This is a genomic window from Pseudarthrobacter leeuwenhoeki, from assembly GCF_055412885.1.
On sequence record NZ_JBVAYY010000016.1, the window covers coordinates 20684 to 36248 of the forward strand.

Below are 15565 nucleotides of genomic sequence, written 5' to 3' on the forward strand. Positions count from 1 at the left end.
GATCTGCCTAACTTGATGACGTCTGCCCACAGTCGTTGGTGGCGTGTGGCCAGCGCCCCGCACGGGGGCGGGAAAGCCACGCAGGAAGGCGAGGAGAGGCACACGAAGACGCTCCTGCACGAAAGGTGCAGGAGCGTCCGGCTGCTTATTGCAGGTGCGAGCTAGCGTTGGGGTCTCGACAGGCTCGACCACACCGGTAGGGTGTTACTTCGGGCAGTGCAGGTCCGGGTTAAAGGCTGCGAACATGCCGTCCGGGTTGTCCCTCCATACCCACGCGTGGAGCGCGTAGGAGCCGGGGAACGGCCCGTCCTCGAAGTCGACGCCGGCAATCGACGGCCGCTCGGCCGCCGTCGATATAAACTCAGCGGCTACCAGCTTGTACCGCCCGTACTTATTCGGCATGTACACGAGAACCTCAGGCTTTCGGGCCCGGGTCTTGTCGTCGATCAGTTCCTGCTTCGCGTAGTGAAAGCCCATTGCCCCCACGCGGGGATTCTCGACGCATTCAGTGATTCTCTTGTAGCCGTCCGCCTTCGCGTTCTCCAGCCAGCGATAGTCGTCGGTAACGTGGCGCAGGATCTTGACCAGCCGGCGCTGATCGTCATTGTTCCGCCAGTCGTCGCTGTGGTCCGAGCCCCCGTGCCCGGATCCTCCATGGGCGACCGCAGTTCCAGGAGCAAGTCCCATGGCAAGCACGGCCGCGGTGGCCATCGACAGTAGCCCCGTCTTGGTGCGATTCATCGTTGATCTTCTACCCGTCTGAGACCGATATTTTCTCTCGAGGGGATGCGAAGCGTGGGAAAGGAGTCCATCCACCTTCGCGAGGATGCCGGCAGACGTCCCCGGGGACCGCCGGTGAAGGAGCCGCTCGGACGGTCAAGCGCCCATCGGCTTGAGCGGCGTATCCAGTATGCTCCTACTCCAAAACGCTGCGCTACCCTACGGGCGGGTAGGAGGGGGCCGTGTAGGAAGGCCGGCTTGTCCTCGCCGGAACCTCGGACCTGCCAGAGCTGCTTCTCACTGACCCGGTTATCGTGACGGTCAGGGAACGGGCGCCGAAGATCGCCGGAGCCTACGTCGCCGGCGTCGGGACGCATATGCCCGCCAGCCTGGACGAGCCACTCGGCGACGAGGGGAAGCCGGTCCAGGACTTGTCCGGGGCGGCGCCGGATGGTGAGTCCGCTCAGGCCGAGGGGCAATCCGCTTGGCCGTGCATAACGACGGTTCTGGCGTGCGCGTCAAAGTACTCGCCTCTACATACGCGTGTCAGATGGGACACGTACGAAAAAGCGTGTACCTAATGGACGTATCCGCCGGCTTTCTGCAGGGCTACAAGGTCGTCGGTCTGCTGGCGGCAACCCTAACAATCCGACTCCATAATGCGTTCACACGGCCGGATCACGGCGGCATCCGCGCCGGGGAGCTCTCCGCTATCCGCCGTGGGCTGCGGGCCACCCTGAACCTGCACCCGGTCCTGCGCGACACTACCGGCACTCTCACCGTGCTGACCGATTTCAGGGCCGCACCTGACCTCCTGGAGCGTTCCCGGACGGATGAGGCACCCTCCGAGGAGGACGGCCGACTAAGTACACGAATACCGCCGCCTTCGCGACTCCGCCCGGGGCATCGACATCAGCTTCGAAAGGGGCCACGGACACGACGGCAATCCATGAACGAGCTAGCTGACCGGCTCGCCACGTTGGCCCTCCGGAACCGCGAAATGGGGGTCGCTGAAGTGGCCGGGGCCCGCATGGTCGATGCGGGTCCCGGACGCCGCCAATTTCAGCTTTGCACCCGGCTTCTGGATCGATGTTGTTTTCGAGCTCGGCTCCATCGGTCCTCGCCAAACTTCTGGACCGGGTGTACTGATCAACCCAGTTTCCGATGCGACACGCCCTCTGTGACGTTAGTCCACACACCTTCTCCGGGGGTCATGACTTTGGCGTAGGAGCCGGTGGCGAAGCGCTCAGGCCCGTCGGCCGGGTCTTCTCTGGTCATGATCTCGAAATCTTGGGGTCAGCACGAGTGCTGTGCTCATGGTTCATATTTGTGCGGAGGTACCGCCGTCGGTCACCGCTACACACGCGGCAGAGGCCTACCCAGAAGTCAGCAGTGGTCATTTTGAGGTCTTCTGAGCAGGAAGTTATAGGGGGCTATTGATAAGCAGAGCGGGGGACGACCATTATGGCCCCACCACATCCTTACAAACAGGAGAATGCAATGGTGCACGGTGCTGAAGCGACAGAAGTAAATCTGGCCGAACTGACCCTCGACGCGGCAATAGAGGACCTTAGTAATGCCTCAACAGGCCTGGATGCCGGCCCCATCCCGCTATCCGGCATGGCCATCACCAAGTACGTCCTGCACGACCTCAGCGAACCGCGCTTTCAAAAGATGGCGGAGCCCTATCTCTTCGGCATCGCCGTCGACAGCACACTCAAGCCGGTGAAAATCCCCTGGGGTCTGGACGCCGTCGATCCCACCAAGTTCAAAATCCCGAAAGTTGGCGTGGAGGCCACCGTCACGTTTGGTAACGAAGACGGCGCACCTCTCGTTTTACCGCCGGTCCACGACTTCCTCGCCGTGGTGCTCATGGTGGCCGACAGCGACAGCGCGAAGGCAACCGCTGAAGTTCTCAAGGCAGTCTCCAGCCTGGCGACAAATGCCGAGGTGCTCAAAGTCGTCGGCGGTGCTGCCCCGGCCGCCGGCGCAGTCCTCGCTGTCGTCGGCGGTATCCTCAACGTCGCGATCAAGGGGATCGAGGGCAACAGGGACGACATCATCTCCGTGTACAGCGCGTATTTCGGCCCGAGCAAACTGGTTCCCGGTACCGAGCATCACCTATCCCAGCCGGGTTCCGAAGTCTGGCTGAAGGTTCTCGAAGACTAAGAACGGTTTCAAAGGCCGTTCCTGCTTGCACTTTGACAGGCGGGAACAGCCTTTTACCGTGTCCGCACGCATTACACCTCTGCTGATGTAGTTGATTGCCGAAGTGATCACCAATATCTGCACAACATGGGCAGCGCCCCCTTCCTGCCCGCGGTCTGGGCTTCATTGGCCGAGGCTGGCAGTGCCCGAAGTCGGGTGCAGCGCACAGTGTGTGCAACAACGGCCCGGAACTCGTTGAGCCGGCCACCTAAAAACAGCTTTACTGTGCTCGCTGGCGCCCGGCCGTGTGGACGCAGCAGGTCGGCAGGATGATGTCCGCGGAGGACAGTTCCGGCCGTGCGCGGAGGACGCGGAGCGGGTGGGGGAAGGACCTGCCTGCCTGACCAGGCAGTATCGGCGGAGAATTCCGCCGCCGCAGGTTTGACCAAGGTCAGCGCAGCCGGTTCCTTGTCCCGGTTGGACCGGTCCAGGGTGGTGCCCTTCACGGTCGCGGGCCTGCGGGAAGTCGATGCGTGTGGAAGTCCGCCGGAACCTTGGATACAGCGTCCTCTCGCAGCTGCCTTAGCCGAGGACGGCCCACCCCCGCGGCGGCACCAGGACGGCGTTTGCACCGACATCGAGTGTCGCCTGTCCGGCGACGACGGAGGTGGCGCCCGCGGCGCTGATCCGCTGGGTGTCGTGCGAGAGGTTCAGTGCGACCACGAGCGCATCGGCGTCAACCGCGATGCGGTATGCAAGCACCTCGTTGGAGAGCTGGAGGACGTCTGTGGTCGCGCGGTGCAGCCAGGGGTTCCGTCTCCGCACCCCGATGAGCTCCTGGTGCAAGGCGAAGATGGGTCCGCCCAGGGCCGAGAGCTGGTCGGGGGAGGACGGGAAGTGCGGCCTCACGTCGTCGTCGCCCCCTGCCCTGTCCTCCTTGATGCCGCGGTAGCCCTGCTCGTCGCCGTAGTAGATGGACGGCGTTCCGCCGACCGTGAGCAGGACGACGACGGCGTGCGGCAAGAGCGCTGCATCGGTGAGCTTGCTCGCGATGCGGGTGACGTCGTGGTTGCCGATGAAGGTGAGCGGTGCGTAGGAGCCCAGGAGCGCGTTGTGCCGTTCGAATGCGGCGGCGAGTTCGAAGAAGTTCGCGTCGTTGAGCGAACTCCAGACAGCCTTCCAGAGCTCGTATTGCGTGGCGGAATCGAGTCCGCCGGACCGGACCTCCGATGCATAGTCGCCGTGGATGTATTCACCCACGAAGTACGCATCCGGATGGGATGACCGGACGCGCGCCGTGACCGTGGCCCAGAACGACGACGGGACGGCATAAGCGGCGTCGAGTCGCCAGCCGTCCGCACCCCGGCGCAGCCAGTGCTCCATGACATCCACGACAAAATCGGCGACGGCCGGATCGTCATGGTTGAGCGCCACGAGGTGGTGGTGACCCTCGAAGTCGCGGTATGCGGGTTCGACGCCGGGCGCGGCATCGTCGGGCCACTCCAGTGAGAACCAGGAGGCGGTGTCCGCCTCCGGCCCGCGTGCGAGCACATCCTGGAACGGTGCAAAGGTGCGCCCGGTATGGTTGAAGACGCCGTCGAGCAGTATACGCAGTCCGCGACGGTGTGCCTCGGCCACCAGGGTGTCGAAGTCCTGCTCGGATCCGAGCCGGGGATCGATCCGGAAGTAATCGGTGGTGTCGTACCCGTGCGTCTCCGACGCGAAGATGGGGCCGAGGGCCAGCCCTGACGCCCCGAGTTCCACCGCGTAGTCGAGCCACGGGACAAGGTCCAGCAGCCGGTGTTCAGCGGCGGGTTCCGTCGTCGCGGTCTTCTCCGCGCCGACAAAACCGAGGGGATAGACCTGCCACCAGATGGCGTGTTGGACCCAGCCAGGTTCGTTCATGGCGATGATGCCTTTCCGTCCGTTTCCAGCCGGCCAAGGAAGGCCGGCGGGCTGGCCCGGGCGGGGCCGGCGTCCCGTCTAGCCTATATGGACCAGGAGGTGGCCCGGTGTTGAGCTGCTGGACTTCAATGCGCTCGAGGAACGCCCTTCCTTCTTCAAACGGGCCGGCGGGGGGAATGCGCTGACCAACCGTGACGACTTCTTCCAGTGGAGTCCACGTCACCGGCGTTGGGCGCAGCCTTGAGCCGAATGAATTTGCAAGCGGTCCCATCCTGACGCATGAATTACCGTCGAGTATCAGCCGTGTTCAGAATGCGGTTGTGGCCCGAAAGCAGCCATGCGTCAACGCACTGCTGACGGATCAGGCGGGGGCATCGGGGAGCGGAAGCTTGCATTGACGATTGCCCTAATCCGGTTCCGTGCGTGGTTTGCGTTAACCAGCACCGTTGTAGTTACACTTTCGACCAGCCAGGACGCCACGGCCGCGGTGACCATGCTCAAGACGGCAAATCCGCCGATCGTCAGTGCTGTCGCGGACCAACGGCCAAGAGTGGTTACGGGGTAAGAGTCGCCGGACGCTTGTCCCTGGAAAATTATCCGCCCGGCCCTTACGAGTAGGCGCGGACAGCCATCCTGCTCTTCCCCTGGAGCCAACGCGCCCTGCCCTTAGGGAACGCCGGGCCGACAGTCCTTGGCCTGACACCGTTTATCGTGTGCTGAGCGAGGGCGCATGGCAGAGAGGAGCGGCGGGCCATCGGATGGCCAGAAGCTGCGCGGAACAAGAGCGCATGGCCCTCTCGTGGCCAGACAGCACCAGCATTTCCGTCGTTCTTTGCAGCTGTCCTGCGGATCCTTTGTGCCCGGTCCGCCTGCTCAACTGTCCTTCGGGCGGCCTCGCGGCGATGGCCATCGCGGAGGCGACGAACTATGTGTGGACGCTTAAAGGGTTGGCTTGTCAAGCAGCTTTCTAATTTCGTTGAGCCTGGCTTCGGACTCGTCGAGGCGCAGGCGGAGTTCTTCGACCGTCGCGGTACTTGTGTCGGCTTCATCGGTAGGTGGTGCGGGTTCTTTCGTTTTGGGAGAGAGGAAGAAGTTGGCCAGGTAACCGGTGAATGTGCCGAAGATGCCGACACCTACGACGATGATGCCTGCCCCGATGATTCGGCCCGCATTGGTGACCGGATATTGGTCACCGTATCCCACTGTCGAGATCGTGACGATCGTGTACCAGAGTGCGCCCGAGGCGGTCGTGATGTTGGCCCCTGGGCTGCCCTGCTCGACGTGGAGTATCGAGAGGCTTCCGAATTCCAGCACGAGAATGCCCATGAGTAACAGTATGTACAGGGAGCTGCCGGCCCGATCTTTGATCAGCGCGCGGCCGACCGTGTGGATGCCGACACCGCCGAGCAGACGGTACACCCGGAGCAGCCGGAAGACGCGCAGGATCTTGAATTGCGCCAAAGGCACGCTGGCCAACAGGTCGGCCCAGCCGAAGTGCTTGAAGAAATAGGCGCCCGCCGAGGGCACGGTGAAGATCCGGTAGAGGAAGTCGGCAACGAAGATCACGCTGAAGACGCTGTTCATCACGGTCAGCACCGTGTCAAGTGACTTGTCCTGAACGGCATACAAGAGCACGAGATTGATGATCGACAGGATCGAAAGGATTCCGATGAAGATCTCGTATCCTATGCTTTTCAGTTCTCTGCGTTCCTTGCCCATGCCAGGATTCTGGCACGGGAGCAGGTGCGTGGGCGATACTTTTCGCCAGGGTCTGGTAGGACACGGACATTCTGCAGAGGCAGGTTTCCACCAGCGTTCTGCCGTGTAGGTTGCTGATGAACCGACCTCGTGTTGGCTGCCGGTCTGCTCACGGGTGATGTTGTCGGTCCGGGAGGGGGTGCGCATGAACTGGTCAGTTGCGCGGTGTATCCGCGTGCCGGCTTCCGGAACCGCCGTGGCTCTGCCGGAAATCCTGTCAATTGTTATGATTCTCGTCCTGGGCGGTCTGGGTGAAGGGGGCACCCGGCGCCACAGGAAGTCACCGTGGAGCGCGAATGAGGAGCCTCGACTAGCTTTCTCGATTTGACGTCTTAGCACCGTGAGATGTCTCTGGGGAGGGAAAACCAGGCAGGGCCGGCACATATGCCGGCCCGGCCGCATTTATGAGCACCTAACAACGTGTGGCACCCTGCCCCGCGACTTGGGGCCCTTGCATCAACTTTGTTCCCGTCGTCGAAGCGCATTCACCACCCTGCCGGAAGGTTTGCAAGCGGGAGAACCCTTTCCAATAATGCTCGACGTCCATATTGGCGAGCGTGAAGGCGAAAGGTTGCGACTCCCGAAGGGCAGTGCTGAGCCGGACGGCATCAACGAATTCAATCAAGATCCGGGGCTTAAGAACCCACCGCCCCGAGAGGCTGGCGATGTGTTACTGGGTGACCTCTACGTCGCAAAAGCGGGCGGGCAGGTGATGGCTCTGATCGTTGCGGATGTTCTTCATGGTCCTTACCCAAGCGATCATTGACGCGAAGCTACACGAGGCGGGCACAAACGTTGAATGATCAGGAAGAGGACAACGCTATGCCGTCGTCGGTTTGCTGGTACCGCGTTCGGGGGCGAGGCTTGATAGTTGGCACCGTGCTGTGGCGGCGGCTGGTGACGCCGCCGGGGCTGGCGTCGTGATGGAGAGTCCAGAGGCTGATCATGCCGTGCGGCGTGCCCGGGACTGCGCACCGGGCGCGTGCAGGACGAGGCCGAAGCGGCGGTTGAACTTCTCCAGCAGGATCAAGTTTTTCAGGTCAAAGAAGCGCCGCACCCATCTCGATGCGGGGTGCGGCAGTTTGGGGGAGGCCTCTGGTGGGGAGAAATGGGGGTGTAAACAGTGTCCACACTTTGGGTCCCGGACCGGGTCGTACCGGTGCCGGACTGGCCCGGATTCCGTATGTTTGGGCGGGAGTCCAGTGTTTGCAGGCAATGGAACCCGGTTCGAGTCCCACCTCGGGCACAGCAGATCCCCTCGTCAGGGGTTTCTTGCTTTAACGCCTGTAGATTGACTCTCTGCGGGTCTCTTTGGCTGTGGCCGCAGGCTGTACCTGGCGCCGCGGTGGCCTATGAAGTTATGTGGGTGGCGGTCCAGGGTCCTGGCTAGCGGGCCCTTCGCCTGCCGGGATGTGGGGTCCTGCGTGCCTCGTTTCTGAGTATCTGGGGTGACCGTCGTTTGCCATCGCTCATTCATGTCCGGAGGTTGGGCTTATGACATGACCGGAGGGAAGTTTTTTCAGTGTTTTTCCTCGCTGAGCTGCTTCCCAAGGCTCTGGAGTGACGGGTGAATGGTTTGTCCGATGCCGCGATGGGCGGGGTGGTTGACCGGAAGCGAAGGCGCGGGCCGCCGTCGTCGGGGATTCCGGGCGACGGACGTCGTCGGTGAATGCCCAGACGGCCGGATTGGGGGAGGGCGAGGCTAAGGCTGCGCGGGATCTGGCTCCCGCAGAGCACGAGTTCAGCGTCAAATCCTGCTCGACAGGACAGGTGAGCGCGGGATTTCCGGGCCATCGGACACCACGCGGATCCGGTATTCGCTGTCGCTTTCTGCCAAGCGAGGAGAGCACAGAGACGCCGGCTAGTTCGACCAATCCTGCAACCGAGTGGACGCATCGGCGAAATGAGAGGGACCCGGTTGCTGTCAGAAGCCGTGTCTTACGGCCTGAGAGGCGGAATCCCGGCTTATTCGGGGGTCTGTCCTTTCGCCTTGGAGCCCTTCCGCAGATGATGGGAGCGGTGGACGCTTTCGGCATGCAGCACTAAGACGGGGCAGTCCGCGTGGGCAACAGATGCAGAGCTCACGGAGCCGAGGTGCATGCCCAGGAAACCCCCATGACCCCGGCGTCCAACCACCAGCAATGAAGCGCCGGCCGCCGCTTCCACGAGCTTCGCCGCAGCCGGTCCGCGGACCAGTTGCGAGGTCAGTCTTTCCGGAGTCTCCTCACCGAACGCCTTTTCCAAGGCGTCCGCAAGAGTCTTCGCCGCAACCGCTTCAAACCGGGCGAAATCGGGTGGAACATATCCGGCATAAATGTCCGGAAAATCCCAACAGGCAATAGCGACAACGGTGGCGTTCAGGGCCGGCGCCAACTGCGCCCCCAGACGGAGCGCCTGGACGGACGATTCCGAACCGTCCACACCGACAAGAACCTTGGCTTCCGCATCCATGATCATTCTCCTTCGAAGGTGAATCCCCTGGTTGTTCCTTTGCAGCTCCCGCTGGCGGTAGCTGTGTGCCGAGCATATGCGCACCCGCAGGCGAACGGAACTGCCTACGGATGTTTCTCGGGTCTGCCCTGGAATCTGATGCTATTCAGGTCCAATCACCGAAGGTGCCGCATGGGATAAAGCAGTGCCCACGTCCGTCCAAACCGTGCAACCACTCGCCTTATCGACAAATTCGCGGGAGCAAGGCAAGGATGGGCTTGGCGATCGGCCCGATCTCCTTGCCGACATGGTTCCGGAGTTCCTGCACGATCGCGTCCCCGGTGTCCACGGCATCCCCGCGCACGATCACGAAGGGGACAACCGACTGGCCGGTGGTCTCGTCCGCAGCGCCCACGACGGCGGCCTCCGCCACCACGGGGTGGCTGACCAGGGCGGATTCGATTTCGGCGGTGGAGAGCCGGTGGCGGGAAAAGTTCATCACTTCATCGACGCGACCGAGCTGCATGCGCACGATGAAGGAGGCATCACTGTGTTGTTTGAATGTTTCACTAAGCCGCAAACCGGGCCGGAATTTCGTGCGCGTTTGCCTGGCTGCCGGACCCGGCGCCTGGGTTCCGAGTCCAAGGCGCTGGCCCCCACACGGATGAACAACACGAAGGGTGTCTGCTGCCCCGTCTGACAGTTGGCCAGGGAATGGAGGACCAGCGGAATGCGCATAACAGAAGGCGTGCACATTGCGCCCACCTTGGGTTTCGGACTGGGCCGTATCGGTGCCGGACTGGCTCGGAACGGCCGTGTTTTCGGGGGAGTGGAGAGTTTGCAAGTGCTGAAGCCCGGTTCGAGCCCCAGCTCGGGTACGTGTTTTCCCTGTTCAGGGGAGTGCATGACTGTGTGCGTCTTGTTGACGGGTTCTGCGCGGCGTGAGGGTGCGGAACCTGGCCGATTCTGCAGTCACCCGGAATCACCCGCTCCAGCCTCTACTGCCACCTGCCGACCCGGCCAGCAGAGACGCTGACCGCCGGGAACCAGCAGAACGCCTGAAAGACCTGTTCCATGGCCTGTGCTGGTGCAGCCGACTTGTCAGACATTGTGAAGTTCGTCCAGCGTCCAAGCCAGAACGAGTATGTCCGGACCTGACAGGGTCATCAGGCCGTAAATGAAGGCGTCCAGGTCCCACGCCTCGGCGCGGCCCCCGTTGGCCCAGAAGCCGAGCGAGAGATCCAGCAGGGTGAAGTTTCCGTCGTCCAGGCCGTTCCGGGCCGCCCTGCGCAGAACGTTGACGTCCATTGAATTCCTCCCGTCCCGGGTGTCCTAACCGGTACCGCGAGCACAGATGGCGAAAGCCGGCTCAGCCAACCGGCCTTACCCCGGCGTCGCGATGTCTGTGTTCAAGCTATTCCTCTGATTCCCGGCGGCGCTGGCCCGCGGTGCTCAGCTGCTGCGGGGACGGTTTGCCGGGATGATCTCCAGGCGGGGTCGGCACGTGTTGGTCCTCGCCGCCAGGAGCAGAAGCGCCCTAACGGCGCTGTGCGTTCTCGCTCATGTCTGCATGGTCCCACCGTGACGCGCCCGGCACTAGGGTAGTTCGTCCTATGGCTCCAGGCGTCTGAGTCTTTGAGCCAGAACTCATGGGGCCACAAACGTCAGGGAGCTCTGACAAACCACAGCATCGCGTGCCGCCGCTCAATACATTCGGGGGCTGCCTATGGCTTCGGATTGGGCGGGATTGCGCGGGCGGGTAGCAACAATGTCTTGTGGTGAGGCTGATGCGTTTCGAGCATTGGGATATGGACGCCCGGTCCCGGGCCCGAAACCTTGTCGCAACCAGCGAGATGTCTTTAGACGAAATTTGGCTCTCCTATTTTAGCGTCGGCGGTAACGCCGGACCCTTTGAGATGGAAGCCTTCATCTACGGTATTGCTTGGTCAGATCGACCTGATGCTGCTTGAACGCTCACTGACTGCCGGGCGCGCGCCTGACGTCGCTGTCTGACTCAAGGGACGTTCCACGGGGCCATGGATACGTGTTGACGCCGTTGTTGAGAACCCAAGCCAGCCCCCGACGACGACGCCGAATTTCGCGGCTTCCCTCCTCAGTAGGTGGATGACGGCCTGGGCGCGAGCCTGGGCTGTCTGAAACAGAGGTCCCGAGGGTCTAGGATCCGTTGTCCGGGGTATGCCTAGTACCCGGGCTTGCCGGGTGGGAGGATGCATGTATGAGCGAGAACACACATTCCGGTGCGGACGGGACTTTTCCGGGCGGCGAGGAAGGCCGTGTCCAGGGTTTGGATAAAGAAAACCCGAAGAGGCCGATCACGCAGCCGATGCGCACCGTGGGCCAGCGTCGCCGGGACTCCGAGAAGAAGCTCGAAAACCACCAGCGCGAATCCCGGACAAAGCCGTCAGATTGATTGGCAGTGGGGCGCTTATGCGGGCTGCGTCCGGCACGGGAGGTAAGACCCGGCGGCTGCACCGGTCCCGAGGACCCCGATGGTGGAACAGCCGTTCGCACCAGTTGGCAGTGGAAATGTTCCCCTGCTCAGACGAAGACTCGATGGTGGGGTGGTGTCCGCGACCTGCCACCCTCTGGATGGCGAGCTCACGACACTCATCCTTTGCGGGGTATGCAGAGGGAGTCCGAATGGGCAGATAATGAGTTCACCTGCCATCGAGCCGGAAAAGTGCACTGTGACGACAAGCCAGAACAAGGAAGAGCAATCCGTTCTAGTCTCGGGTGACCACGGGCACGGGAGGCACCACTGCGAGGTCCTCATCATGAATAGGGACGCAGACGGTCCCGGAGCATCGGGTCACTACTACAACTCCCTTGGGGTGGTCGATGACGTCTCCGACGAGGACTTCGACGCGCGCTTCCTGGCACTCGATCCTGAGAAGTTGAGGAAGGAGCACGGCGGAGACGGGGTGCGCTTCAACGGTCCGCGCCGTTTCCTGGCCGACCGATTCGAAGGGGAGGCCTTCGATAGGGGCAAGATCAGCATTCTTGGCCCCATTCCCATGTACTTGTATGGCACCTTCGTGGTTCCGGATTTCGACGCATTCATCGCTGGCAAGCAGACTTCCTACCGTGCGTCGGTCTCCAAGCGCACCACCACATGGTTCTTCGAGGCCGGCTCAGAGGTTTATGAGCTGGTTTCCCCTGAGGGAATCGTGTTCGTCATACAAAGCGCCTCGTTGAGAGTTCACCCCGACAACACTGTCGACAGGCTGCCGACACTCGGCGAACGCCTGGCGTTGCCGGAGGGCTGGACCTTCCGGACCCGGACGCTTGAGAACGAACTTGTCATGCGGTCCGTCTATGACAGTGACCCGCCAAACACGGTCGTTCTCGACGAGCCCGAGAACAACTACCAGCGCCTCCGGACCGTGTAGGGCGCGGACTGCGGGGCGAGCACGGATCGTCTTCACTACGGCAGTCGGAACCATGTTCCGGGCGCGACCGACGGCTTCGGGGAGGTCGACAGCGCAAATGCCGCCGACGACCCAGCCAGCTATCAAGCCAGGTCGCGCGGGCTCGGGAGGCCGTGGCAGGTCGCACTCTCAACGAAGCCGGTCCTGGTGAGGACTACGCGCTGCGGTGGATCTACCTGCACATGATCGAGGAGCAGGGGTTTCAACCTTAGTCTTGATCCACCGATCCGCGGTTGGTCCTGGCTGCTGGTCGGGGGCCGCCGCGGTTTTGGTTTTGGGCATGGCGGGTTGCCGGCCTCGCTGCCGGTAGCGTTCCACTGCGTGGTTTGGGCTGCCGCGGCGATCTTCGAGTTGGTGCGGCAGATCATGCTCCATCAGGGCCTGGTGGCCTGTCAACCACGCCCGTTCCGGGTGACGACTTGCATCCACAGCTGGCAAGGATTCGTCTACCTCGCCACCGTTATCGACTGCTACTCCAAGAAAGTCATCGGCTGGTCCATCGCCGATCACAGGCGCACCGAGCCCGTCGCCGATGCGCTCAGGAACGCCGCCGCGACAACGCGGATTGAGCCTGACGCGATCTGGCGCTCCGGCCGGGGCAGCCAGCCGTCAGCACCTCGACCGATTTCAGGGCCCTGGTGGCCGGCCTGGGCATGCGCTCATCGATGGGCCGCACCGGCGTGTGCTGGGACAACAGCATGGCCGAATCGTTCTTCTCGGCCCTGAAAGACGAGCGCGTCTATCGGACCGTTTACGCCACCAAATCACAGGCCCGGAGTGACGTTATCCGCTATATCGAGGGGTTTTACGCCAGCCGGCGCCCGTCACTCCGCTCGGTTACCGGCGGCCTAACGAAGTCCACTATGGTTATCAACAGCCAGCCTTGGCAGCGTAGAAAAATCCACTCATTCCGCTGTCCGAAATCCCCGCAGCAGCCCAGCCGGGCCCGTTCTCTTATCAGTGTCGGGGAACCTTCAGGCGGGGGCCGGTCAGCTCCGGCCCTGCTTGAAGGCTCGTCCCCGTCTGCGGCCTCCTCCGTTGCCACACAGTATCCTTGTCTGCAAAGCCCGGGGGCAACGCTTGGGCAGGCTCATTAGGTCCTCCAACGCGTTATTCTGGGCCGCCCGAATCGATGTGGGGCCTCAGGAATTCCACCATTGTGCGAGACGACGGATTGACCATGGGGAGGTAACGATGAGCTCCGTGGCTTTCGAAGGCGAAGGAATGCCGGCGCCAGGCAGGGGTCGTGGGTTTCGGGCACCAATTCCTGCGGCCACCTGACCGCGCTTTACCTCATACTTCTTGTTTGCTTTCTGAAGGGACATTTCATGGATCTGCAAGACCGTTCAATTCTGCTCACGGGGGCCTTCGGCGGTATCGGTGCGGCGCTGGCGTTGGAGCTGGCCGCACGTTCGGCCAGGCTCACCCTGGTGGGCCCACGGCGCGGTCCCACGGACGAGGTTGCCTCGGCGGTGCGGGAACGCGGCGGCCAGGCGCACGTGGTGGCCCTGGACCTGACCGGGCCCGGCGCCCCCGCTTTGGCCGGCATGGAACAGCACGCCTTGACGGTCGTCCGGGGAGGCACGACCCGGACCGCGATGATCACCTTGAACTGTGAGGACCCAGCCGCCGTGGACCGGACGCTTTTGGCGCGCAAAGGCGCCCTGGAGGAAGCCGTTGCTGGCCATTCCAGCCTCTGCCCACCCTTGTCCGCGGAGACCCTCGCTGCCGGGGACCCCGCCGTGACCGGACCCCGTCCGTGAGGGGGCAGTGGCGGTGGCCGGCCCTTGCGATGTTCGCCGCCGGTTACGGGGCGAACCAGTTCGTTCCCCTGCTCGCGCTCTACCGCCGCACCCTCGCCCTCTCGGACGCGGATGCGACCGCCGTGTTCGGCGTCTACGCCCTGGGCCTGATCCCGGGTCTGATCTTCGGCGGAAGGATCAGCGACAGACGGGGGCGGCGTCCGGTGTTGCTGGCCTGCACCGCACTGTCGCTGCTGGCCACGGCCGTTCTGATCACCGGGCAGTGGGGTACGTCCGGGCTGTACGCAGGCAGGCTGCTGACCGGGTTGGTCTCCGGAACGGTCTTCACGGCCGGCACCGCCTGGGTAAAGGAGCTCTCCGGGGACGAACGTGCCGGTGCCGGCGCACGCCGGGCGGCGCTGGCACTGACAGCAGGGTTCGGTGTCGGCCCGCTCGTGGCCGGTCCCTTGGCGCAGTGGGGGCCGGCACCGCAGGTCCTGCCCTACATTGTGCACCTGGCCCTGGCCGGTAGTGCACTGCTGATGCTCCCGCGCGCCCGGGAGACGGTGCCAGGTGCCAGGAAATCAGATCCTCCGGCTCCTTTGTTGCCGCCGTCGGCCTCCTCGGCCCGGTTCCGCCTGGTGGTTGTGCCGCTGGGGCCGTGGGTCTTCGGCAGCGTCACGCTGGCCTTCACCACCCTTCCGGGGCACGGAACCGGACCCACGGGTGTACTCGGCGTGGCTTTCCCCGGACTGCTCGCCGCCGGTGCCCTCGCCGCGGGCGTGGTCTCCCAGCCTCTGGGCCGGCGCCTGCACGAGGCCGGGGCGGCCCGCGGCAGCACCGCCGCCGCGGTAACAGGCCTTGGCATTGTGGCTGCGGGCTGCGCCGCGGCAGCGTTCGCCACAGCCTTCCCCGGGATTGCCACCGCGACCACGGCGGCCCTAATGCTCGGGGCGGGCTATGGAATATGCCTTATTGTCGGGCTGCGGGAGGTCGAGGAAATCGCCGCGCCCGGGCAGCTGGGCGCTGTAATCGCCCTGTTCTACAGCCTCGCCTACTCCGGCCTGGCCGTACCGTACCTGCTGGCCCTCATAGCCCCAACCACTGGCTACCCCCTGGCCCTGCTCTTCACCGCAGCAGCCGCCACCCTGACCCTGGCCGCCGTATTCCTGACAGGACAGAGAAGTTACCGGGCCCGACCCGAACTGAACAACACCTGACCTCCGGCCTTACTCAGGCCCGCTGTACCGGCGCCCTGCGACCGGGTGGCTGTCCTGATCAAGGCAAACACGAGACTCACTCACCAGCCACAAACGCGCCGGTAACCTGGTTCGGGCGGCGTCGGAGAAGATTCATCATCGTCAGGGCGGCCACCACTTCCTGGTTTTGGTTGAGGATTTTAATTGCTGTGTG

General features: G+C 63.4%; 12 protein-coding genes and 2 pseudogenes. 7 read left to right on the forward strand and 7 right to left on the reverse strand.

The window, feature by feature from the left end; genetic code table 11:
* Window positions 1-204: 204 nt before the first annotated feature.
* Complete coding sequence (locus ACZYX4_RS14575) at window positions 205-741, reverse strand: hypothetical protein (RefSeq protein ID WP_463877091.1); 537 nt, start codon at window positions 739-741, stop codon at window positions 205-207.
* Between the two features lie 1128 nt (window positions 742-1869).
* The gene (locus tag ACZYX4_RS14580; RefSeq protein ID WP_463877093.1) at window positions 1870-1998 is read right to left on the reverse strand and encodes a hypothetical protein; all 129 of its coding nucleotides are present in this window, start codon (window positions 1996-1998) and stop codon (window positions 1870-1872) included.
* Between the two features lie 222 nt (window positions 1999-2220).
* Here ACZYX4_RS14580 and ACZYX4_RS14585 point away from each other — a divergent pair, with 222 nt between their 5' ends.
* Window positions 2221-2889 carry a hypothetical protein gene (locus ACZYX4_RS14585; protein WP_463877095.1) on the forward strand — a complete coding sequence of 223 codons (669 nt, stop codon included), beginning with the start codon at window positions 2221-2223 and terminating at the stop codon, window positions 2887-2889.
* 561 nt (window positions 2890-3450) lie between these two features.
* Here ACZYX4_RS14585 and ACZYX4_RS14590 read toward each other — a convergent pair.
* The gene (locus tag ACZYX4_RS14590; protein WP_463877097.1) at window positions 3451-4773 is read right to left on the reverse strand and encodes an alpha-amylase family protein; all 1323 of its coding nucleotides are present in this window, start codon (window positions 4771-4773) and stop codon (window positions 3451-3453) included.
* Between the two features lie 939 nt (window positions 4774-5712).
* The gene (locus ACZYX4_RS14595; protein WP_463877099.1) at window positions 5713-6492 is read right to left on the reverse strand and encodes an ion transporter; all 780 of its coding nucleotides are present in this window, start codon (window positions 6490-6492) and stop codon (window positions 5713-5715) included.
* 571 nt (window positions 6493-7063) lie between these two features.
* On the opposite strand from ACZYX4_RS14595, the gene ACZYX4_RS14600 reads away from it, so the two are divergent.
* Window positions 7064-7297: a hypothetical protein gene (locus tag ACZYX4_RS14600; RefSeq protein WP_463877101.1), complete on the forward strand. Its 234-nt coding sequence runs from the start codon at window positions 7064-7066 to the stop codon at window positions 7295-7297.
* Between the two features lie 1199 nt (window positions 7298-8496).
* On the opposite strand, the gene ACZYX4_RS14605 is transcribed toward ACZYX4_RS14600, so the two are convergent.
* The 3 genes and pseudogenes from ACZYX4_RS14605 to ACZYX4_RS14615 form a co-directional block, all read right to left on the reverse strand.
* Window positions 8497-8982, reverse strand: coding sequence for a universal stress protein (locus tag ACZYX4_RS14605; RefSeq protein ID WP_463877103.1), 486 nt, complete (start codon window positions 8980-8982; stop codon window positions 8497-8499).
* A gap of 253 nt (window positions 8983-9235) precedes the next feature.
* A pseudogene (locus ACZYX4_RS14610) lies at window positions 9236-9481 on the reverse strand (AMP-binding enzyme); the annotation flags it as partial.
* 581 nt (window positions 9482-10062) lie between these two features.
* A complete protein-coding gene (locus ACZYX4_RS14615) occupies window positions 10063-10269 on the reverse strand; it encodes a hypothetical protein (RefSeq protein WP_463877105.1) in 207 nt (68 codons plus the stop codon).
* A 928-nt stretch (window positions 10270-11197) separates the two neighbouring features.
* Between ACZYX4_RS14615 and ACZYX4_RS14620 the strand changes: the two genes are divergently transcribed.
* The 5 genes and pseudogenes from ACZYX4_RS14620 to ACZYX4_RS14640 all read left to right on the forward strand — a co-directional run bounded on the left by ACZYX4_RS14620 (window position 11198) and on the right by ACZYX4_RS14640 (window position 15372).
* Window positions 11198-11392, forward strand: a complete 195-nt coding sequence (locus ACZYX4_RS14620; RefSeq protein ID WP_463877107.1) for a hypothetical protein — start codon at window positions 11198-11200, stop codon at window positions 11390-11392.
* A gap of 364 nt (window positions 11393-11756) precedes the next feature.
* Window positions 11757-12371 (forward strand): hypothetical protein, encoded by a 615-nt coding sequence (locus tag ACZYX4_RS14625; RefSeq protein WP_463877109.1) that lies wholly within the window; start codon window positions 11757-11759, stop codon window positions 12369-12371.
* 387 nt (window positions 12372-12758) lie between these two features.
* A pseudogene (locus ACZYX4_RS14630) lies at window positions 12759-13305 on the forward strand (DDE-type integrase/transposase/recombinase); the annotation flags it as partial.
* 433 nt (window positions 13306-13738) lie between these two features.
* Window positions 13739-14173: an SDR family NAD(P)-dependent oxidoreductase gene (locus ACZYX4_RS14635; protein WP_463877111.1), complete on the forward strand. Its 435-nt coding sequence runs from the start codon at window positions 13739-13741 to the stop codon at window positions 14171-14173.
* Entirely contained in the window at window positions 14170-15372 is a 1203-nt protein-coding gene (locus ACZYX4_RS14640) for an MFS transporter (protein WP_463877113.1), read from the forward strand. Before ACZYX4_RS14635 ends, ACZYX4_RS14640 begins: the two co-directional genes overlap by 4 nt.
* Window positions 15373-15565: the final 193 nt, after the last annotated feature.

Coding starts and splice junctions, on each gene's coding strand:
- ACZYX4_RS14575 (WP_463877091.1), bottom strand. CDS start 741: ATGAATCGCACCAAGACGGGGCTACTGTCGATGGCCACCGCGGCCGTG.
- ACZYX4_RS14580 (WP_463877093.1), bottom strand. CDS start 1,998: ATGACCAGAGAAGACCCGGCCGACGGGCCTGAGCGCTTCGCCACCGGC.
- ACZYX4_RS14585 (WP_463877095.1), top strand. CDS start 2,221: ATGGTGCACGGTGCTGAAGCGACAGAAGTAAATCTGGCCGAACTGACC.
- ACZYX4_RS14590 (WP_463877097.1), bottom strand. CDS start 4,773: ATGAACGAACCTGGCTGGGTCCAACACGCCATCTGGTGGCAGGTCTAT.
- ACZYX4_RS14595 (WP_463877099.1), bottom strand. CDS start 6,492: ATGGGCAAGGAACGCAGAGAACTGAAAAGCATAGGATACGAGATCTTC.
- ACZYX4_RS14600 (WP_463877101.1), top strand. CDS start 7,064: ATGCTCGACGTCCATATTGGCGAGCGTGAAGGCGAAAGGTTGCGACTC.
- ACZYX4_RS14605 (WP_463877103.1), bottom strand. CDS start 8,982: ATGGATGCGGAAGCCAAGGTTCTTGTCGGTGTGGACGGTTCGGAATCG.
- ACZYX4_RS14615 (WP_463877105.1), bottom strand. CDS start 10,269: ATGGACGTCAACGTTCTGCGCAGGGCGGCCCGGAACGGCCTGGACGAC.
- ACZYX4_RS14620 (WP_463877107.1), top strand. CDS start 11,198: ATGAGCGAGAACACACATTCCGGTGCGGACGGGACTTTTCCGGGCGGC.
- ACZYX4_RS14625 (WP_463877109.1), top strand. CDS start 11,757: ATGAATAGGGACGCAGACGGTCCCGGAGCATCGGGTCACTACTACAAC.
- ACZYX4_RS14635 (WP_463877111.1), top strand. CDS start 13,739: ATGGATCTGCAAGACCGTTCAATTCTGCTCACGGGGGCCTTCGGCGGT.